Source organism: Paraburkholderia acidicola, from assembly GCF_002362315.1.
Taxonomy (GTDB): Bacteria; Pseudomonadota; Gammaproteobacteria; order Burkholderiales; family Burkholderiaceae; genus Paraburkholderia; species Paraburkholderia acidicola.
On record NZ_MTZV01000006.1, the window covers coordinates 1357274 to 1375732 of the forward strand.

Genomic DNA, 18459 nt, shown 5'->3' on the forward strand with positions numbered 1-18459 from the left:
CAACAATACGGACGGAATTCGCTATCGGTTGGATAGCTGGCTGCAATAATGCCAGCCGATCAAGCCACCCAATGCGAAACGGCCGGGCGGCGCGTCATGCGCCGCCCGGCCGTCCGGACCTCAGCCGCAAAACCGGTCGCTCAGGACCAGTTTGCGTGGAAGCTACCCGGCTTGTCGGTACGCTCGAACGTATGCGCGCCGAAGAAGTCGCGCTGCGCCTGCACGAGGTTGGCCGGCAAACGTGCGGAACGATAGCCGTCGAAGTACGCCACCGCCGACGAGAACGTCGGCACCGGCACGCCCGCCGCAATCGCCGCGCTCACCACATCGCGCAATGCCGCCTGATAGTTCGAGGCGATATCGCGGAAGTACGGATCGAGCAGCAGGTTCGCGAGTGCCGGGTCTTTTGCATAGGCATCGGTGATCTTTTGCAGGAAGCGCGCCCGGATAATGCAGCCCGCGCGGAAGATCTTCGCGATCGTGCCGAACTGCAAGTCCCACTTGTACTCTTCCGAAGCCGCGCGCAACTGCGCGAAACCTTGTGCGTAAGAGATCACCTTGCTGAAGTACAGCGCGCGGCGCACCGCTTCGATAAACGCCGCCCGGTCACCGCTGAACGGTTTGGTGGCCGGCCCTTCGATCACCTTGCTCGCCGCGACGCGCTCGACCTTTAGCGACGACAGCACGCGCGCGAACACGGATTCGGTAATGAGCGGCAGCGGCACACCGAGATCGAGTGCGTTCTGGCTCGTCCACTTGCCGGTGCCCTTTTGCGCGGCGCGATCGAGGATCACGTCGACAAGATCCTGACCGGTTTCATCGTCCTTCTTCGCGAAGATCTTCGAGGTGATCTCGATCAGATAGCTGTCGAGTTCGCCCTTGTTCCACTCGGTATAGACGGCGCCGAGTTCAGCATTCGACAGACCGACCACCTGCTTGAGCACCGCGTAGCTTTCGGCGATCAGCTGCATGTCGCCGTACTCGATGCCGTTGTGGACCATCTTCACGAAGTGCCCCGCACCGTCCGGCCCCATGTAGGCGACGCATGGCTCGCCGTCCGGCGCTTTCGCTGCGATTTCGGTGAGGATCGGGGCGACCAGATCGTAGGCGTCGCGTTGACCGCCCGGCATGATCGACGGGCCTTTGAGCGCGCCTTCTTCGCCGCCCGACACACCGGTACCGATGAAATGCAGACCGGCTTTGGCCAGTTCCTGGTTGCGGCGGATCGTATCGGTGAAATGCGTGTTGCCGCCGTCGATCAGGATGTCGCCTTTCTCGAGCAATGGCTTGAGCGACGCGATGGTCGCATCGGTCGGCTCGCCGGCCTTCACCATCAACAGGATGCGGCGCGGTTTTTCGAGCGACTCGACAAATTCTTCCAGCGTGTACGCCGGCACCAGCTTGCGATCGGGAAACTCAGCGACCAGTTCTTCGGTCTTCTCGCGGCTGCGGTTGAAGACGGAAACCGCGTGCCCACGGCTCTCGATGTTGAGCGCCAGATTGCGGCCCATGACCGCCAGCCCCACCACGCCGATTGCCTGCTTGCCCATGTGAACTCTCCAGATTCCAGAAAACGGGATGCCCCGTCGCGCATTGCGGTCGCGGGGCGTCGAGGATGAAAGGATAAAAGAAATGACCGGCCGGTGCTTGCTTCCCGGCAGGATCACAAGGCTTTCTGCGGCGAAAGGTCGGGGGTGCTTCGGGCTGAATGACGGCCTGCATCGCGCCGCGGCGGCGCTGGGCCGGTTGCGGACAGGTTCAGCTGCGACGCAATACCAGGCTGAAATTGTTGGCCGGCATCGCCAGCGGTTCGTCGCAGGTGAAGCCTGCTGCAGCGCCGAGCGCCACGACCGCTTCCATGTCGCGCACGCCCCATGCGGGGTCGCGGCTGCGTAGCTGGTGGTCGAACGCTTCGTTGCTGGGCGCCGTGTGCGCGCCGTTGCGCCGGTACGGACCGTACAGATACACGATCGCGTCACGCCCAAGCAGGCGCGAAGCACCGTCGAACAGCGCCTCGGCGGCGCTCCACGGCGAAATATGCAGCATGTTGATACAGACGATCGCGTCCGCACGCTCGATACCCCACGGCACGCGGCGCACATCGAGATCGAGCGGCGGCCGCACGTTTGGCGCACCGGTATGCGCGATCCACGCGGTAATCGACGCACGTGCTGCCGCATCCGCATCGCTCGGCTGCCAGTCGACCTCGGGCAGCGCGGCGGCGAAATGCATCGCGTGTTCGCCGGTGCCGCTCGCGATTTCAAGCACGTGCGCGGTCGGCCTCAACACGTCGCGCAGTACCGCGAGAATCGGTTCGCGGTTGCGTTGTGCCGAAGGAGAGTGTTGTCGTGCGTCCAGGGGCGAGGCAGTCATCGATCACGGTCAGTAATGGGTTGCGCGTACGCGTTCGGGCAGATCGCGGTCGTAGGCGGCGGCGTCGAACGCCGGGTCGCTGAGTCTTCCAAGGATGGCTCCGGTGCTAGGCAGTCGCGAACGCTCCACGTAGTGCGACGGGTCCCACAACTTCGAGCGCACCAGCGCCTTCGAACACTGAAAGTACACGGCGTCGACATCGACCAGCAGCACCGTGCGCGGCAGCTTGCCATCGATTGCAAACGATTCGAGCCACTCAGGATCGTCGGTGATGCGCCCGCGGCCATTCACGCGCAGTGTTTCGCCGACGCCCGGCACCACGAACAGCAGCGCGAGATGCGGCTCGCTGACGATATTACGCAGACTGTCGATGCGGTTGTTGCCAAGGCGATCGGGAAGCGCCAGCGTCCGTTCGTCGACAATGCGCACGAAACCCGGTGCGTCGCCGCGCGGCGAGCAGTCGAGTCCTTCCGGGCCTGCGGTCGCGAGCACGACGAACGGCGCATGGTCGATAAACGCGCGGTAGTCTTCGTTGACGAACGGAATCTCCTTACGCAGGGCGCGTTCGTGAGGCTGGCCGTAGATGGCTTCGAGTTGCTCGAGCGTCGTCAGCATGGGCGGCTCCTGATGCGGGTCGTGAAAGCGCTGGGAAGCATGTGGGCACACGGGTGCGTCATTATCGACGATCCAGTGTGTGAATCTGCCGAACATCGTGCTCGTGTGTCGTGCACAAACTCGCTCGCGCTCACGTCGTAGCAAGCCGCGCGGCAAGCGCCGTCAACGTCGGCGCACACTGCGCCTCGACCTTCAACGCAAGCAGCGGATCGGCACGCGTATGCCCGAGGTTCAGCGCGGCAATCGGCTTGCCCATCTTCTGCGCCCACACGCAGAAGCGATAACCGGAATACACCATCAGCGACGAGCCGACCACCAGCATCGCGTCGGCGGCTTCGAGCGCCGCGCTCGCCGCCTCGACGCGTTCGCGCGGCACGTTCTCGCCGAAGAACACTACCGACGGTTTCAGCAAACCACCGCAGACCGGGCACGGCGGAATCCGGAATCCGTCGAGATCGTGCCACTCGAGATGCGCATCGCCGTCGGCGGCTGGCTCGGCAATCGCATCGAGCAAGCCGGGGTTATCGGAGACGAGCGTGTGCTGGATTGCCGCGCGGTCATGCTGCGCCCCGCAATCGAGACACATCACCCCGTTTATCCCGCCGTGCAGTTCGATCACCGCGTGGCTGCCCGCACGCTGATGCAGGCCGTCGACATTCTGCGTGACGAGCGTCGGCACATACCGCGCCGCTTCGAGCTGTGCGAGTGCGCGATGCGCATCGTTCGGTTGCGCGTCGGCGACGACCGGCCAGCCGACTGTGCTGCGCGCCCAGTAGCGCTGACGCGCGGCGACGGAGCCGAGGAACTCCTGCAGCGTGATCGGCGGTGAGCGTTTCCATGCGCCGTTCTCGTCGCGATAGCCAGGGATGCCGGAGTCGGTGCTGATACCGGCGCCAGTCAACACGAACAAACGCGGATGGCGCTGCACGAAGTCGTACAGATCGGCCAGCATCGGTGCATCGACGAGCGCGAATTGCGATTCGGTCATGGTCTGGAACCGGCAGAAACCGGTGGAAGGGAGGGCAGCGCGTGCATGCTCATCATCGTGCTGCCTTCGCCTGGCGCGCCTGCCATGCGGCAAGTGCCACGCGATAACGCTCGACGGCTTCGTCGTACAGATCGAAGACGCAGGGCTCGCAACCGCTGCGGCAACAGTCGTCCGGTTCGGGACGTCTGGGTGGCTGGGGCGGTGGATCGTCCGCGGACGAATGGTCGGGTGATGGTTTCGGCACGGCGACAAAAACGGCAACGAAGGCGGCGATGAGTGCAGCGGCAACGTACACAGGAAGCCTGCAGTATAAGTCGGGCGGCTACAGCGTGCCTCGCACCGCCACGACCCAGCCCGAACCTCAGCCGCGCCCGACAAACGGCATCTTGCTCGCCATGATCGTCATGAACTGCACATTCGCGGACAGCGGCAGCTCCGCCATATGCAGTACCGCGTCGGCGACATGTTCGACGTCCATCAGCGGTTCGATGGCGATCTCGCCGTTTGCCTGCGGCACACCGCGCGCCATGCGCGCCGCCATCTCGGTGGCTGCATTCCCGATGTCGATCTGACCACACACAATGTCGTACGGCCGGCCATCGAGTGAAACCGATTTCGTGAGCCCGGTGATCGCGTGCTTGGTCGCCGTGTAGGCAATGCTGTACGGGCGAGGTGCGTGCGCCGAAATCGAGCCGTTGTTGATGATCCGGCCACCTTGCGGCGACTGCTTCTTCATCAACCCAAACGCTGCGCGCGTGCACAGGAAGACGCCCGTCAGATTGGTATCGACGACGGCACGCCATTCATCGACAGGAATCTCGTCGATCTCGACCGGCGGGCCGCTACGGCCCGCGTTGTTGAACAGCACATCGAGCCGCCCGTAGCGCTGCCGGATCGTATCGAACAGCGCAGTGACGCTCGCGTCGTCGGTCACGTCGCATGCGACCGCGAGTGCATCCTCGCCACGCTGCCGCGCCGCGTCGGCAACCTCGTCGAGCAGCGCCTGACGGCGGCCGGCCAGTACAACCGTATAACCATGCGCAAGCAGTTTGCGCGCGCACGACAGGCCGATGCCGCTGCTGGCACCGGTCACGAGTGCAATCTTCTTCGTGTTCTTCGCGTTCTTCGAATCGGCAACCTCGGTCACAACATGTCTCCTTGCAGACGTAAGCCATCCGCGTCCCGCGATGCGTGCGACGGTCGATCCGGTCGAGCGGGCGGCCGTTGGGGTTGGCGAACAGCGATTTCGATCCGCCGACAGCGGATCGTTCAGCCGGATTTCGACTGCTTTGCTTTCGCACCATACAACAGCGGCTCGTTCATCACAATTGCCGCCAACCGGCTAACCCGAAACGCCGTGACCTGGTTGCAGATTTTCACGAACCCAATCTTCGAGCCCGCACACGGCAATTCCACGTTGCGCGTTGAAAGTCTGTTTCTTGTCCCACGACACACCGCGCCCTTCGGCGAATACGACCCGGTACTTTCTTATCGCGTCATGCGGGTCCTCGGCAAGCTGGCGCTTCAGTTCCGGCACGCTCCATTCCGTGCGACGGAGGTTCAGACCTAGCAGCGTGTCGACCGTGTCCGCCAGTTGACGATAAGTCACCGTATCGCCCGCGACGCGCACGACCTGGTTCACGATTGCCGGCTCCGCGAGCACGATGGCGGACGTCAAAGCGCCGATGTCCTCTGCGGTCGTCACTGTTACCGCGTTGTCCCAGCTTCCCAGTGCATGCACGACGTTCCCCGCCAGATCCACGACACCAAACGATGGCTCGAACAGAAAGCTCGTAAACATTCCTGTCGAGACGATAATCCATTGCGTCTGCTGTTGCGAGCGGAGCAGATCGCGCACGTCGAGTTGTTCGTCGAACAGGTCCTGCGCGCTTCCTCTGCCGATAACGTCATAGTCCACACCGAATTGCCACGGTACGTAGCGTTTGACTCCCGCATCCAGCACCGCCCGCGTAATCTTGCGTTGTGTATCCCGTCCGCCCGCAAACCCGGTACATGAAATGACGGTGTCGAAACTAGAGAAGACATCGGCGAGTGCAGCCACGGATTGCGTCGCCAGATCACCGGGAATGAGCTTGACGCCCAGCGCCCGCAACGCGGCGACATCTTTCTGTTTGACGGGATCGCTGGAATTGATCGTTGACGGACGAAGCAGCACAGCGACAGACATGCCTGCGTCTAGATCAGGGTGTCGGACGAGATTACGCAGCACGGCCATGCCGAGTTCTCCTGCGCCTAAAACGAGAATTGCATGATGATGCGACATGTGTGCGCCTCTTCGAGGGAAGAAGATCGTTGAGAGAACGTGCACTCCCATCCGGTAGCGATAGCAGTGGAAAGAAGACCCGATGAACGAGCGGGAGTGTAGTGGCGCACACGAGCCGCATTGTTCGCCATGACGGAATACAGATCGCGTGAGCGTCGAACTGCTTCGCTTGATCAGGTTGTCGTACAGACTGGCGGCGACGGGTCTCTGCCGCGTACGGGCGGTAAGATGACGCTCTCGCCGGGCAGGAACCCGGCGCCCCGTCTACCAACGAATCCGCCGCGCGTGCCCCTCATGGACAAACTTCAAGCAATGACGATCTTCGTGCGTGTCGTTGAAGCACAGAGCTTCAGCAAGGCTGCGGAGACCCTGTCGATGCCGCGTTCGTCGGTGACGACGACGATCAAGAATCTGGAGAAGCATCTCGGTACGCCGTTGCTCAGACGAAGCACGCGAACGCTCAGCCTGACCGACACAGGCACGCGCTACCTGGCATCGTGTCGAGCCATTCTGTCCGACATCGCCGAGGCGGAAAGTGGCTTGTCGACGGACGCGAAAAATCCGCGCGGGCGTGTACGAGTGGATATGCCAGGTGTAATCGGTCGCGCGATCGTGTTGCCGCGACTGCTCGAATTCGAAGCACGTTTTCCCGACATCGAACTGGTGCTCGGTCTCAGCGATCGTCCCGCGGACCTGATCTACGACGGCATCGATTGCGTCATTCGCAGTGGCGAACTGATGGACTCGACGCTGGTTGCGCGCCGGCTCGGTCAGTTGAACTGGCTCACCTGTGCGTCGCCGCGCTACCTCAAGCAGCACGGCGAACCCGATTCTGTGAGCGCCTTGCACGCTCACCACATCGTCAATTACCTCGCGAATGCGACAGGCCGTCCGCTCGATTGGCGCTTTAACGTCGAGGGCGAGGATCTCACCATGGCAATGCCAAGCCGGTTTTCGGTCAACGAAACCGAAGCCTATCTGCAATGCGGTGTGGAGGGTTTGGGACTGATCCAGTTGTCGGAGTTCGCCGCCCGCCCCTACCTTCAAAGCGGGCGCTTGAAGGAAGTCCTGGCAGATGCACGGTGCTCACCGGTGCCGGTTTCCATCGTCTATCCGCACGGCCGAAACGCGAGTGCGGCGGTCAAGGTGTTTATCGACTGGATCGTCGAGATCACGGCGGCCGATCTGTTTCGGTAAGCCGAGGTAAGACGGGTTTCAGGACGGTCCCCGGTATCTGACGCAGACTGGATCGATGCGGCTCACACGCAGCCTGACGCGCTCGCCACGACGCGGCATGTTCCCGAGATCGATCAGCTTGCGCACGCGTACAACGATAGACCCGCCCGGTGCATCGAATCGTATCTTCATGGACATGACTGGCATCCGGTTTATCTGGAGACCCGACTGTCTCAGGCTTTCTATGACACCCACGGCATCGTATGCGTCGCGCAGCAAGATGTACCGCAGCACGGTGTGGAGAAACCACAGCACTAATGCAGTGGCGACGGCGTACTCGAAGATCGAAGCCGCGACGTAGCTGATGGCGGACGCGAGGGAGTCGACAGTCGCTGGATCGGGTTCGAACGTCCGCACGATCGCGTCGTATAACCACTGGAATGTCGGACCGCCCGTGCTGCGATCGTAGACCGACAGCAGCATGAAACCCACCCAGAGGATGCCGGAAAGCTTCCAGACGATTCCGGATACTGCGCGAAGCGTCGTCAATGCCCGATTACACAAGACGAGAGTTGTTTTCAGATCGTGCCTCACGCAGCGTGATAACCCGGCGGTCGATGTTTACCGGCCCTTGTTCATCGCTCGATTATATGAAATCGTTTCAACGGGAACAAAGCGTAACTGCCTGGATAAACGCATCCTGTTGCGCGGGGTTCTGAAAAAAAGCTTCAAGACTCACGTGCTCATCATTCGCTACCTGCTGAAAGCAAAGCGTGTTGTTCGCACGAACGCTCGCCGGGGCAATGGCAACAGCCGTGATCAACAACGCGATAGCCACCAGCACAATCGCGGCACCGGCCAGCCATCGAAGGCCTTCTTCCGATAGCCGCGGATGCCTTTGTGAGTCCCGTACAGCCATTGGACTTTGGGTCGCTGTCTCTCTCATTACGGATTCCCATTATGGTTAGCATGACAACCATTTAGGTTAAAAAAACGTCTGCTCAGGACAGTGCATCTCTGATGCTGTGCATGCTGGCGACAGCAGATTCGAACAATTCTGGCCCGACTTTCGCTCGCACTGCTTTCGCAATCTCCGCGCTCACATGATTAATAGGGCCGTCTAGCGCCTTGCCTGCGCGAGTCGGATAGACATACCACTCCCTGCCATCCGACTCACCCTGTCGGCGTTCGACCAACTTCTTCTCGGAGAGGCTATCGATAAGCCGCGTCGCGGTGGGACGGGCAATGGTCAATATGTCAGAAACCTCGCTACTCAGGCAGCCGGGCGATGCGAGCACGACGCGCAGCACAAATCCCTGCGCCGGCGTCAATCCGAAGCGGGCATAAGCGGCTGTCCACTCCCGCTCGACAAGGCGCGCAAGTGCCGCAGAATTAAAGTAGAGACAATGATCAAACATGGGCGCATTAGATCGCGATATGGTTAGCAACGCAACTATTATTTTACGAGCACTCTGGATCTGATCCAGGTCAACGTTTCAGATGCAAGCGGAGTTCGTAGCGCGCGCACTAAACCCTGAAATCAGCTGTCATATCCTCATCGGTACGCGCCTCGAGTTCCCCGCTACGACACGCCTTCACGAACCGGTCATAGTCCCGCTCAACCTGGTCCGCGTAGTCACACGCATAGTCGGTCAGCGCTTCGGCAAACGGGTCGTTGCGTCCCATGTAGGCGCTCAGCTCAATCGCCTGCCCACTCGCTTTCGCATGCGCACGCGCGAGAATCCAGCCGCACAGCCGCGCATAACCCTGCAGCAAACTGCTATCGAACAGTTCGATCGAAGCCGACAGCTTCATGTCACGCAACTGCCGGAAGTAGAAGTGTCGTCCCGCAGGACCCGTGGCCCAACCGAGGAAGATATCGCTCGCCGCCTGCAGCAAACGCTGGCCGTACACGACACGCTCACCTTCGTGCCGCGGTGCAGCCGCCGCGAAATACTGCGCGACAACAGACCGGCGCGCTTCCTTCATCTGTAGAAACAGCGGCTTGTCGTGATGATCGACGCCAAGCAGCACGAGACAACGCGTCCCCACACTGCCAACCCCGACCACCTTAAACACGAGGTCCTGCAGCGTGAACTGGTCGAGCAGTTCGCGACGCTCGTGCGACAGTGTCTTCTGATAGTCGCCATACAACCGCGCAATCAGCTTCTGCCAGCTGCCGACCTTGAGCCAGTCGTCCCCCGCATCGAACAGCGTATTGGCCCCGTGCACATGAAAAAGTCCCGGCGGCGCGTCGCGGATCTGCCACGTGTCGCCGTCGCGCTCGGCCATCTTGTCGAGCATGCTTTCATGCGTGCGGCCCGCCGCTTTCTCCATGCCACGGCGAATCGTGCGTCGACCTTCCGGTGTCAACGCCGATTCGATCATCCGGTCGAAGGTGATCTTTTCATACCAGAGTTCGAGTGCGCCGCACTCCGCGTATTGCGCCATACGATCGCGGTATTCGTTGACCGCGGTCATCACCAGCTCGGCGGCCGTGCCGCGGCTGAAGCGCATGTGTCGCGCGGAGACCACGAGGCTCGCGGCAAGCCGCTTGAGATCCCATTCGAAGGGGCCCAGCGAGACTTCGTCGAAGTCGTTCAGATCGGCGACAAGCTGTCGTTCCGGTGTCGCGAAGCCCCCGAAATTCAGCAGATGCGCGTCACCGCAAATCGGCATCACGAGGCCGGTATGCGTCACCTTGCTGAGATCGTGAGCCTGCAGGATCGCACTGCCGCGAAAGAAGGCGAACGGCGAAGCGGCCATGCGCCCATAGCGCAGTGGGACCAACCGTTCGACGCGGCCCTCGCTGCTCAAACGCAGCAGGTCGAGCGGGTCGCGATGCAGATCGCCGGTGGCACGATGGCTCGAGCGTTTCGAGTGTTCGCGCGCGGCGCGCCCGGCTGCCTGTCGGTTCGCGATGGTACTGGCCTTCATGCTCTGCTCCGTGTTTGAGTCGTCATGAACCGCCTGTGCCGGCGCTTGCGCGGCGCGCCACGAGCCTCCGCGGCACCGCGCTGAATCGTTTTCAGCCGTGGCCCGGCCGGGCAATTGTCCTGGCGGCACCCGCCATGGCAGCCCGTATTAAATCCTGCACTGCACGCCCGCGCAAGTGCGTCGCGGTGTGCCCTGCGAACCCGCATAAAGCGTCGCGGCCGGCATCCTTCGCACGAGCCGCGACGCTACCCGACTAACCTTACTGCGCAGGTTGCCCGAGTGTGGCCGGCGACTTGATCGCACAGTTCGCGGTCACCTTCGACCCATCGTCGAAGCTCAACGTAAGCGGCAACGTCGAACCGATCTTCAGCGCATGCGCTGGTTGTTCGAGCATCACGTGATACCCCTTCGGTGCAAAGCTGATCGACCCATGCGCCGGCACGGGCACCGAATCGACACCGACCATCGTCGACGTGCTGCCGTTGCTTTCCGTACGATGCATCATCGCCATGCCGAACGCCGGCGTCGAGACGTCGGTCAGCGTGTGCGGCGCATCGCTGTCGTTGACCACCACGAAGTAACCCGCCGAAGGCACCGCCGCCGGCATGGCGCGGATCCAGCACTGTTCGGCGTGCACGCCAGCCGCGTGTGCGTTGGCCACGATGCATGCGGCGCCGATGGCCGCACCCCATTGAATGATTCTGTTCGATGTCATGTTCGACTGCTCCGTCACTATGCGCGATACGAAACGGCGTGTGGCATTCGTGTGCACGACCGCCGGTTCGCAAGATTTCGATAAGGGCTGGGCACCACGCGCATGATGCACGGGGTTGCCCGAAACTCGTCATGAAAACCGTGCAATGGCAGGCGGAGCGCGTGGCTGGGCCGGCGTGCGTACCGTTTGCGCACGCGTGACCGCACTCACGCGGACGACAAGATCGGTCGAGAAGGTCGTAGTCTGTGCAGGGGCGGCAACGGCGCCAGGCACGACAGGCAGATGAGAAAGCAGGCTGCAATACCCGCACGCCTGCCAGTGAAACCCCGTCGAATCGGGCGCACTGTGCCCGGTGCCGTCCGCAGGCGTCTGTGCCGAGCAGTAATAGCGCAACGCCGTATCGAGCCGGCCATGCGCTTCGAGCGCCTGCGAAACGGTCGGCGCGAGCGTCGCCAGCAGCATGGCGAATAACGCAAGGAAACTGCCGATCCTCTGAAGACGGCGATGCGGCATGCGGAGAGCGGGTATGAAACACCGGGAAACGCGACCGCGGGATTATGCCACGCGCACAATGTGCCGCCGCGTGATGCTGCGCGATCTACCACACCGTCATCCGGCCCGCATGGACTGACCGGCAACGGGCACGGTACCATCCGCCTCAAACACGCGTCATGTCCCGGCTCTGCTATCGGGCGCGCTCGAAATCTCGTGTGTGGTGTGCGAATCGCAGCAAGACGCGCAACGCGCACATTGTTTTCCCAGTTCGAACCGGCCCGCTACCGTGAAACTGTTTTGCTCCACCCCCTGCCGCATTCTCTGCGCGGTCTCGATGCTGTCGCTGCTGCCGGCCTGCTCGCTGTTCGGCTTCTGGCATCATCGTTCGCACACCGTGCCCGTCACCGGCTCGCTGCATATCGCGCCCGAGCAGGACTTCGTCTACCTGCCGGCGCAGACCACCCATCAGTCGCCTCACCGGATCGAGAACACCGCTGTCAGCGGCATTCTGCTGAAGCAGGAGGTCCGCGCCGCGGTGCGCGATGCGGTCGCCGCGCAACTGCAGCTCGCCGGCTTCGACACGACCGGGCCGAGCAAGGTATTGAGCGGGCAGATCGAGAAATGCTCGGTTGACGATGAGCGGTCGCCCGCGCGATGGACACTGCGCATTCGCTATATCGTCACCGATACGCAAACCGGCCGCGTAGTCTTCTCGTCGGTGAAGACCGTGCGGCACGAGGCGCCGAAATTCACCAGCAACCCGATTGCACTCGAAGACACGGTAAGAGAAAGCGTGAATGCGCTGATCGACGACTCCGCCTTCGCGCAGGCGCTCATCAACTAGCGCTGCGCGGCTACTCGCGACGATCGGCAACCATTGGCTACAATCGCGCTCGGTTCCACCGTTTCCCGCTCAATCCTTTCGCCGCGAGTCACCATGTCCGTTACCGCCTGGTTGTTCTTTCTGCCCGCGTGCTTTGCGATCAACATGGCGCCGGGCCCCAACAACCTGCTGTCGATCAACGTCGCGGCACGGCACGGTTTCATGACCGCGTTCGTGGCGGGCACGGGCCGTCTCGTCTCGTTCGCGTTGATGCTGGTGCTGGCCGCGACGGGCCTCGCGGTCGTCCTGCACGCGTCCGAAGTATTCTTCCTCGCGATCAAGCTGACGGGCGCCGCCTATCTGGTGTGGCTCGCCATTCAGTTGTGGCGCTCCGATGCGAGCCCGATGGACACACCGAAGCAGGACGATGCGTCGCTGTGGCGCATCGCGCGTCAGGAGTGTCTGGTGGCGGCCGGCAATCCGAAGGCGATCCTGGTGTTCACCGCCTTTCTGCCGCAATTCGTCGATATCGCAAAGCCGATGCTGCCGCAGTTCACCGTGCTCGGTGCGACCTTCCTCGTCCTTGAATGTGTCGCGATCGCACTGTATTCGTGGGCTGGTATGCACCTCGGCAAGTGGCTCACGCGCAGCAAGGTGCGGCGCTGGTTCAACCGCTGCTGCGGCACGTTTCTCGGTGTGATCGGCATCAGTTTCCTGCTGGTGCGGCGCGCGTAATGCACACGCTAACGCGGCTTTTAACGCGCTTTTACGGGCATCGCAGCATCGTCAAAATCATAGATCGTCCATAAACGATCGATAATGGTTTTCGCGAGAAACTTTAACTGTCGTCAATCGTAGGCGCCCCCTATTCTGCAACCATGGCCCGCCCCGGTCGCGAGACACGTACGGGCAGGCGAGCGATTTTTAATCGTCAGGGGGCGGCAATCATGAAGATCTGTATCTTCGGAGCAGGAGCGATCGGCGGCATGCTGGGCGTGCAACTCGCGCGTGCGGGAGCCGATGTGAGTTTCGTCGCGCGCGGTGCACATCTCGCCGCGATGCGGGAACATGGCGCGCGGCTGCAGATCGACGGTGAAGAAGTCAGCGCGCGAGTGCGCTGTACATCCGATCCGGCTGAGCTGGGTGTGCAGGACTATGTGATCGTCACACTGAAGGCCCATTCGCTGCCGGGCGTCGTCGATACGATGCAACCGCTGCTCGGCAAACATACCGCGATCGTCACGGGTGTTAACGGCATCCCCTACTGGTACTTCTATCAGCACGGCGGCAAGTTCGCGGGGACGCGTCTGACCAGCATCGATCCGGACGGCGCGCAATGGACAAAGCTCGGTCCTGAACGCGCGATCGGTTGCGTGCTGTACCCGGCGGCCGAAATCGTCGAGCCGGGTCTGATCAAGCATGTGTACGGCAAGAAATTTCCAATCGGCGAACCCAATAACGAACGGACGCCGCGCATCCAGGCGCTGCACGAGATCATGCAGGCGGCCGGTTTCGATGCACCGATCCGCGACAACATCCGCGACGAGATCTGGCTCAAGCTATGGGGCAACCTGTGCTTCAACCCGATCAGCGCACTCACGCATGCCACGCTCGATGTGCTCACCAGCGATCCGGGCACACGCGCCGTATCGCGCACGATGATGACCGAAGCGAAGCGGATCGCCGATCGCTTCGATGTGCATTTTCGCGTGGACATGGAGAAACGTATCGACGGCGCGGGTTCAGTCGGCGCGCACAAGACATCGACGCTCGTCGATCTCGAGAACCGGCGGCCAATGGAGATCGATCCGCTGCTGACCGTTGTGCAGGAAATGGGCCAACTGGTTGGCGAACCGACACCGGCTATCGATGTCGTGCTCGCATTGATCAAGCTGCGCGAGCGCGTTGCGCTGCAGGGCGGTTGATCGCTGCGCGGTATTCATTGCGATTTCGTCTGGAGCGTGACTGCTGGGCATCGAAGCTTCATTCGATGCCCGGCCTGCTTTCACGACACCATGTACGTCACTGATCGAGCGCGAGCCACACCGTTTTCGGTTCGGTGAAATTGTCGATCGCGACATCGCCGTGCTCGCGCCCGAATCCCGAATCGCCAGAGCCGCCCCACGGCAGACGCACGTCGGTGTAGCCATAGGTATTGATCCACACCGTGCCCGCACGCAGTTCGCGCGCGACACGATGCACGCGGCCAATGTCGGCGCTCCACACACCCGCTGCGAGACTGTAGAGCGTGCCGTTAGCGATCCGCACCGCGTCGGCTTCGTCGTCGAAACGGATCACACTCGCTACCGGCCCGAAGATCTCTTCCTGAGAGATACGCATCTCGTGTTCGACGTTGGCGAACACGGTCGGCTGCACGAAGTAACCCTGCTTGCCGATGCGCGCGCCGCCCGCCACCAGCGACGCCCCTTCACTACGGCCGATGTCGACGTAGTCGAGCACCGTCTTCATCTGCGCCGCCGACACGAGCGGCCCCATCGACGTTTCGCGCCGCGACGGATCGCCGACCTTGATCGCATTCGCACGCATGGCAAGCCGCTCGACGACCTCATCGTAGACGTCGCGCTGCGCAAGAATGCGCGAGCCTGCCGAACACACCTGGCCGGTATTGAAGAAGATGCCCGACGCGGCCGCACGCACCGCGTTGTCGAGGTTCGCATCGGCAAAAATCACGTTCGCCGACTTGCCGCCCAGTTCCAGGGTGACGCGCTTGAAGTTGCCGGCGGCTCCCTGCAGGATGCCGCGCCCAACCGAAGGCGAACCGGTGAACGTCACTTTGTCGACACCCGGGTGCGCCACGAGCGCATCGCCGACCACGCGCCCCTTGCCCGTCACGATGTTCAATACGCCCGGCGGCACACCGGCTTCGAGCGCCAGTTCACCGACGCGCAGCGCGCTAAGCGGTGTGATCTCCGCGGGCTTGACGATCAGCGTGCAACCGCAGGCAAGCGCCGGGGCAATCTTCCACATGCCGATCATCAACGGGAAATTCCACGGCACGATGGCCGCAACTACGCCGACTGGTTCGCGCACCGTGTACGTCAGCGCATCGGGGCGTACCGGCACGACCTGCCCCGTGATCTTGTCGCACCAGCCCGCGTAGTACGTAAGCGTATCGATCGCGGCGGGCAGGTCCTGGCGCAGCACACCGGCAATTGGCTTACCGGCGTCGCGGCTTTCCAGCTCGGCCAGTTCGTCCTGATGCGTGCGCATCAGGTCTGCGAGGCGATGGAGAATGCGGCCGCGCTCGGCGGCGCGCATGCCGTTCCACACCTTTAGCGCGGCGCGTGCAGCGAGTACTGCGGTATCGACATCGGCGGCGCTGCCCTGCGCGACTAGCGCGATGGTCTGTTCAGTCGCTGGGTCGATATCGACCGAATATTCCCCGGTGCCAGGCGGCAGCCGTTTGCCGTCGATCAGCAGATCGTGGCGCTTGAGATCGGTTTGCATGTTCATCGTCGTGCCCGGTCATTGAAATTCTGAACGGCAGGCCTGTGAAACGTGCCTCAGGCCGTGCGCAGCGTTGCATCGTCGAGCGGGTTGTCCGCGCTCGTGTGATCGATGTCGGGGTCGGCGCGTCTTACCGGCTCGCTGCAGGCGGCAAACTGCGACCACACGGCCTCGGCATTCGGCCGCAGCGAGCGGTTGCGACGCCGCACCAGCATGGCGGTCAGCGTCGCCTCGGGAAGCAGCGGCCGCGCAACGAGCGTCTGCGCGATCGCTGCGTGCGCGTCGACCGGCAGCACACCGACGCCGAGACCCCGTTCGACCATGCGCAACGCCGCGGCCGCGTGGGCCAGTTCCTGCACGGCACGCGGGCGCACGCCATGGGTCCGCAATGCGCTGTCCACCGCGACGCGAACGCCGGACCCGGCATCCAGCGTGATGAGCGGCAGATGATTCAGCGCTTCCCATTCGATCGATACGCGACGTGCCAACGGATGCGCGACAGGCAACACCGCGCGCAACGGCGTCGCGAACAGCGGCTGCACATGCAGCGTGTCGGGCCCCGGCAAGGTCATCGCGGAGATCACGCCGAAATCGGTCTCACCCTGCTCGACGCTTTCGATCACGGCGTCCTGCGACCAGTCCTTCACGGCCACGACCAGTTCCGGAAACGCGGCTGCGCAACGCGCGAGCGCATCCGGCAACCAGCTCGACGACAGCACCGGGCAGCACGCGATCACGACCACACCGGTATGCCCTTCGTGCGCGGCGCGCTCTTCACGCAGGGTCAGCTCGATCTCGTCGAGTAGCCGGCCGATGCGTCGTTCGAGGCTCGCGCCGGCGCTCGTCAGTTCGACCTGGCGGGTGGTTCGATCGAAGAGCCGCAGGTCGATGGCTTCTTCGAGTTCGCGCACGCAGCGGCTCACCGCCGACTGCGTCAAATCGAATTCGCGCGCCGCGCGGGTAAAACTCCGCTGACGCGCGACAGCGATGAAAACCCGCAACTGCTGCAGCGATACGTTCATCGGATGACCTGTCGGGACTACGGCCGCCATTGATTATTCACCGGTCTGCTCCGGCCAGTGGCTCAGGCGCGAAGGGTTCCCGGCGGCACTGACGACCGCGCCGACAACAGGCGGGTCGCTCGCTTCGATCAGCCGTGTGCGCATCGGCGCCAGGACGAATTTCGCGGCGACGCCCGCGGCGATCGTGATGACCGCCGATGCGATAAACACCGCACTCCATCCGCCGGTCGCTGACAGCACCGACGCGATCGGCACGAGCAGCGCTGCCGTGCCCTTCGCGGTGTACAGCGTGCCCGCGTTCGCTGCCGCATATTTGCTACCGAAAGTGTCCGCACAGGTCGCGGGGAAAATCGAGAAGATCTCGCCCCAGAACAGGAAGATCAGCGCGGCGAATGTCATGAACGCGTACGGGTTCGTGCCGAACTGCATCATGCCGAGCAGCGCGAGCCCTTCGCCGATGAAGATCATGAACATCGTGTTCTCGCGACCGATCTTGTCGGAGATGAACCCGCACAGCGGCCGCGTGAAACCGTTGCAGATGTTGTCGATGGACAGCGTCATCGTGAGGAGCGGCAACGTCATGCCGAAGAGGCTCATCGGAATGCGGGCAAGGCCCCAGTCCTTCGCGATCGGGCCGATCTGCGCGGTCGCCATCAGGCCGCCTGCGGCGACACCGACAAACGATAGATAGAGCACCCAGAACACCGGTGTCTTGATCATCTGCCCGGGCGTGTAGTCGATCTTCGTCACCGCGAAGCGCTTCTTCACGGCCGACACCTTGCGCACTATGGGCTTTTTCAGCAGCAAGGCCAGCACGAAAATGCACACCCCTTGCAGAATGCCGAAGAAGAAGAACGTGTGTTCGTAACCGGAGCGCGTGATCATGTTGGCGATCGGAATGACGGTGACCGCGGCGCCTGCGCCGAAACCGGCCGCGGTCAGCCCCGCGGCGAGACCGCGCCGGTCGGGAAACCATTTCAACGCATTACCGACGCACGTGCCGTAGACCCCGCCCGCCCCAACCCCGGCAATCACCGAAGCGGTGTACAGCTCGGCCAGCGACGTCGCCCTGGAATACATCACCCATGCGATACCGGCACACAGCGCGCCGAATGCGACGACCGGGCGCGGGCCAAATTTGTCGACGAGCCAGCCTTCCACGGGCACGAGCCACGTTTCGGTAAGGATGAACAGGGAGAACGCGAGCTGAATGGAGGCTTCGCCCCAGTGGTGCCGCGTGTTCATCGGTGTGACGAAGAGCGTCCATGCGTACTGCAGATTCGCCACGAGCGCCATGCACAACATGCCGATGACCAGTTGCGACCACCGGTTCGATAGAAATGCTGCAGCCGGGACCGGCTGAGTGTTCGCGTCCATGCGTTGTCTCCGCTATGTATTCAGGGTTGCTGGCGTGATCGCCTTGTTTTTCGCATCCCAACTTATAGTTGTGCCCGCCATCGGCGGCCCCGCTCCTTCAACCGCGCTTGAACCGCTACAAATTCATCGATTCATCCTAGGGTCTATGCTGAATTAACGATAATTAAAGTTTGTTAGTATCAGGAT

Annotated in this window: 20 protein-coding genes; 5 read left to right on the plus strand and 15 right to left on the minus strand. The window is 62.5% G+C overall.

All coding sequences use genetic code 11. The annotated features are described in order from the left end of the window. Positions 1 to 140: 140 nt before the first annotated feature. The 7 genes from gndA to BWP39_RS24810 form a co-directional block, all read right to left on the minus strand. Positions 141 to 1550: an NADP-dependent phosphogluconate dehydrogenase gene (gndA, locus tag BWP39_RS24780; protein ID WP_096724910.1), complete on the minus strand. Its 1410-nt coding sequence runs from the start codon at positions 1548 to 1550 to the stop codon at positions 141 to 143. 208 nt (positions 1551 to 1758) lie between these two features. Continuing rightward, entirely contained in the window at positions 1759 to 2373 is a 615-nt protein-coding gene (locus BWP39_RS24785) for a DUF938 domain-containing protein (RefSeq protein ID WP_096724911.1), read from the minus strand. A 9-nt stretch (positions 2374 to 2382) separates the two neighbouring features. Beyond that, positions 2383 to 2988, minus strand: coding sequence for a pyridoxamine 5'-phosphate oxidase family protein (locus BWP39_RS24790; RefSeq protein WP_096724912.1), 606 nt, complete (start codon positions 2986 to 2988; stop codon positions 2383 to 2385). Positions 2989 to 3118: 130 nt separating this feature from the next. Continuing rightward, positions 3119 to 3976: an NAD-dependent protein deacetylase gene (locus tag BWP39_RS24795; RefSeq protein ID WP_096724913.1), complete on the minus strand. Its 858-nt coding sequence runs from the start codon at positions 3974 to 3976 to the stop codon at positions 3119 to 3121. A gap of 52 nt (positions 3977 to 4028) precedes the next feature. Continuing rightward, positions 4029 to 4271 (minus strand): oxidoreductase-like domain-containing protein, encoded by a 243-nt coding sequence (locus tag BWP39_RS24800; protein WP_207557082.1) that lies wholly within the window; start codon positions 4269 to 4271, stop codon positions 4029 to 4031. 66 nt (positions 4272 to 4337) lie between these two features. Further along, entirely contained in the window at positions 4338 to 5123 is a 786-nt protein-coding gene (locus tag BWP39_RS24805) for an SDR family oxidoreductase (protein ID WP_096724914.1), read from the minus strand. Positions 5124 to 5318: 195 nt separating this feature from the next. Beyond that, on the minus strand, positions 5319 to 6260 hold the full coding sequence (locus BWP39_RS24810; RefSeq protein ID WP_096724915.1) for an aromatic alcohol reductase: 942 nt from the start codon (positions 6258 to 6260) through the stop codon (positions 5319 to 5321). A 294-nt stretch (positions 6261 to 6554) separates the two neighbouring features. Between BWP39_RS24810 and BWP39_RS24815 the strand changes: the two genes are divergently transcribed. Further along, positions 6555 to 7457, plus strand: a complete 903-nt coding sequence (locus tag BWP39_RS24815) for a LysR family transcriptional regulator (protein WP_096724916.1) — start codon at positions 6555 to 6557, stop codon at positions 7455 to 7457. An 18-nt stretch (positions 7458 to 7475) separates the two neighbouring features. On the opposite strand, the gene BWP39_RS24820 is transcribed toward BWP39_RS24815, so the two are convergent. Then, entirely contained in the window at positions 7476 to 7919 is a 444-nt protein-coding gene (locus tag BWP39_RS24820; protein ID WP_096724917.1) for a hypothetical protein, read from the minus strand. On the opposite strand from BWP39_RS24820, the gene BWP39_RS31580 reads away from it, so the two are divergent. Then, on the plus strand, positions 7918 to 8322 hold the full coding sequence (locus BWP39_RS31580; RefSeq protein WP_133116928.1) for a hypothetical protein: 405 nt from the start codon (positions 7918 to 7920) through the stop codon (positions 8320 to 8322). The genes BWP39_RS24820 and BWP39_RS31580 overlap by 2 nt on opposite strands. A gap of 115 nt (positions 8323 to 8437) precedes the next feature. On the opposite strand, the gene BWP39_RS24830 is transcribed toward BWP39_RS31580, so the two are convergent. From BWP39_RS24830 to BWP39_RS24845, 4 genes are all read right to left on the minus strand, one after another. Beyond that, entirely contained in the window at positions 8438 to 8854 is a 417-nt protein-coding gene (locus BWP39_RS24830; RefSeq protein ID WP_096724919.1) for a MarR family winged helix-turn-helix transcriptional regulator, read from the minus strand. Between the two features lie 109 nt (positions 8855 to 8963). Continuing rightward, positions 8964 to 10373: a DUF2252 domain-containing protein gene (locus BWP39_RS24835; RefSeq protein WP_096724920.1), complete on the minus strand. Its 1410-nt coding sequence runs from the start codon at positions 10371 to 10373 to the stop codon at positions 8964 to 8966. 259 nt (positions 10374 to 10632) lie between these two features. Continuing rightward, positions 10633 to 11088: a copper chaperone PCu(A)C gene (locus tag BWP39_RS24840; RefSeq protein WP_096726155.1), complete on the minus strand. Its 456-nt coding sequence runs from the start codon at positions 11086 to 11088 to the stop codon at positions 10633 to 10635. Between the two features lie 129 nt (positions 11089 to 11217). After that, positions 11218 to 11601 (minus strand): DUF2946 domain-containing protein, encoded by a 384-nt coding sequence (locus BWP39_RS24845; RefSeq protein WP_096724921.1) that lies wholly within the window; start codon positions 11599 to 11601, stop codon positions 11218 to 11220. Between the two features lie 268 nt (positions 11602 to 11869). Between BWP39_RS24845 and BWP39_RS24850 the strand changes: the two genes are divergently transcribed. The 3 genes from BWP39_RS24850 to BWP39_RS24860 all read left to right on the plus strand — a co-directional run bounded on the left by BWP39_RS24850 (position 11870) and on the right by BWP39_RS24860 (position 14331). Then, positions 11870 to 12427 carry a hypothetical protein gene (locus BWP39_RS24850; RefSeq protein WP_207557083.1) on the plus strand — a complete coding sequence of 186 codons (558 nt, stop codon included), beginning with the start codon at positions 11870 to 11872 and terminating at the stop codon, positions 12425 to 12427. A gap of 93 nt (positions 12428 to 12520) precedes the next feature. Continuing rightward, the gene (locus BWP39_RS24855; RefSeq protein ID WP_096724923.1) at positions 12521 to 13141 is read left to right on the plus strand and encodes a LysE family translocator; all 621 of its coding nucleotides are present in this window, start codon (positions 12521 to 12523) and stop codon (positions 13139 to 13141) included. A 212-nt stretch (positions 13142 to 13353) separates the two neighbouring features. Continuing rightward, positions 13354 to 14331, plus strand: coding sequence for a 2-dehydropantoate 2-reductase (locus BWP39_RS24860; protein WP_096724924.1), 978 nt, complete (start codon positions 13354 to 13356; stop codon positions 14329 to 14331). Positions 14332 to 14428: 97 nt separating this feature from the next. On the opposite strand, the gene BWP39_RS24865 is transcribed toward BWP39_RS24860, so the two are convergent. The 3 genes from BWP39_RS24865 to oxlT are packed head-to-tail and all read right to left on the minus strand — an operon-like array spanning position 14429 to position 18273. Further along, complete coding sequence (locus BWP39_RS24865) at positions 14429 to 15880, minus strand: aldehyde dehydrogenase family protein (RefSeq protein WP_096724925.1); 1452 nt, start codon at positions 15878 to 15880, stop codon at positions 14429 to 14431. Between the two features lie 50 nt (positions 15881 to 15930). Then, positions 15931 to 16896: a LysR family transcriptional regulator gene (locus BWP39_RS24870; protein ID WP_096724926.1), complete on the minus strand. Its 966-nt coding sequence runs from the start codon at positions 16894 to 16896 to the stop codon at positions 15931 to 15933. A gap of 33 nt (positions 16897 to 16929) precedes the next feature. Beyond that, positions 16930 to 18273 (minus strand): oxalate/formate MFS antiporter, encoded by a 1344-nt coding sequence (gene oxlT, locus BWP39_RS24875; RefSeq protein ID WP_096724927.1) that lies wholly within the window; start codon positions 18271 to 18273, stop codon positions 16930 to 16932. Between the last annotated feature and the right edge of the window lie 186 nt (positions 18274 to 18459).

What these genes read in the sequence shown, in the direction of transcription:
- BWP39_RS24830 (WP_096724919.1), bottom strand. Translation starts at nt 8,854, where the DNA reads ATGTTTGATCATTGTCTCTACTTTAATTCTGCGGCACTTGCGCGCCTT.
- gndA (WP_096724910.1), bottom strand. Translation starts at nt 1,550, where the DNA reads ATGGGCAAGCAGGCAATCGGCGTGGTGGGGCTGGCGGTCATGGGCCGC.
- BWP39_RS24865 (WP_096724925.1), bottom strand. Translation starts at nt 15,880, where the DNA reads ATGAACATGCAAACCGATCTCAAGCGCCACGATCTGCTGATCGACGGC.
- BWP39_RS24840 (WP_096726155.1), bottom strand. Translation starts at nt 11,088, where the DNA reads ATGACATCGAACAGAATCATTCAATGGGGTGCGGCCATCGGCGCCGCA.
- BWP39_RS24855 (WP_096724923.1), top strand. Translation starts at nt 12,521, where the DNA reads ATGTCCGTTACCGCCTGGTTGTTCTTTCTGCCCGCGTGCTTTGCGATC.
- BWP39_RS24820 (WP_096724917.1), bottom strand. Translation starts at nt 7,919, where the DNA reads ATGCTGCTGTCGGTCTACGATCGCAGCACGGGCGGTCCGACATTCCAG.
- BWP39_RS24845 (WP_096724921.1), bottom strand. Translation starts at nt 11,601, where the DNA reads ATGCCGCATCGCCGTCTTCAGAGGATCGGCAGTTTCCTTGCGTTATTC.
- BWP39_RS24860 (WP_096724924.1), top strand. Translation starts at nt 13,354, where the DNA reads ATGAAGATCTGTATCTTCGGAGCAGGAGCGATCGGCGGCATGCTGGGC.
- BWP39_RS24810 (WP_096724915.1), bottom strand. Translation starts at nt 6,260, where the DNA reads ATGTCGCATCATCATGCAATTCTCGTTTTAGGCGCAGGAGAACTCGGC.
- BWP39_RS24870 (WP_096724926.1), bottom strand. Translation starts at nt 16,896, where the DNA reads ATGAACGTATCGCTGCAGCAGTTGCGGGTTTTCATCGCTGTCGCGCGT.
- BWP39_RS24795 (WP_096724913.1), bottom strand. Translation starts at nt 3,976, where the DNA reads ATGACCGAATCGCAATTCGCGCTCGTCGATGCACCGATGCTGGCCGAT.
- BWP39_RS24790 (WP_096724912.1), bottom strand. Translation starts at nt 2,988, where the DNA reads ATGCTGACGACGCTCGAGCAACTCGAAGCCATCTACGGCCAGCCTCAC.
- BWP39_RS31580 (WP_133116928.1), top strand. Translation starts at nt 7,918, where the DNA reads ATGAAACCCACCCAGAGGATGCCGGAAAGCTTCCAGACGATTCCGGAT.
- oxlT (WP_096724927.1), bottom strand. Translation starts at nt 18,273, where the DNA reads ATGGACGCGAACACTCAGCCGGTCCCGGCTGCAGCATTTCTATCGAAC.
- BWP39_RS24835 (WP_096724920.1), bottom strand. Translation starts at nt 10,373, where the DNA reads ATGAAGGCCAGTACCATCGCGAACCGACAGGCAGCCGGGCGCGCCGCG.
- BWP39_RS24815 (WP_096724916.1), top strand. Translation starts at nt 6,555, where the DNA reads ATGGACAAACTTCAAGCAATGACGATCTTCGTGCGTGTCGTTGAAGCA.
- BWP39_RS24785 (WP_096724911.1), bottom strand. Translation starts at nt 2,373, where the DNA reads ATGACTGCCTCGCCCCTGGACGCACGACAACACTCTCCTTCGGCACAA.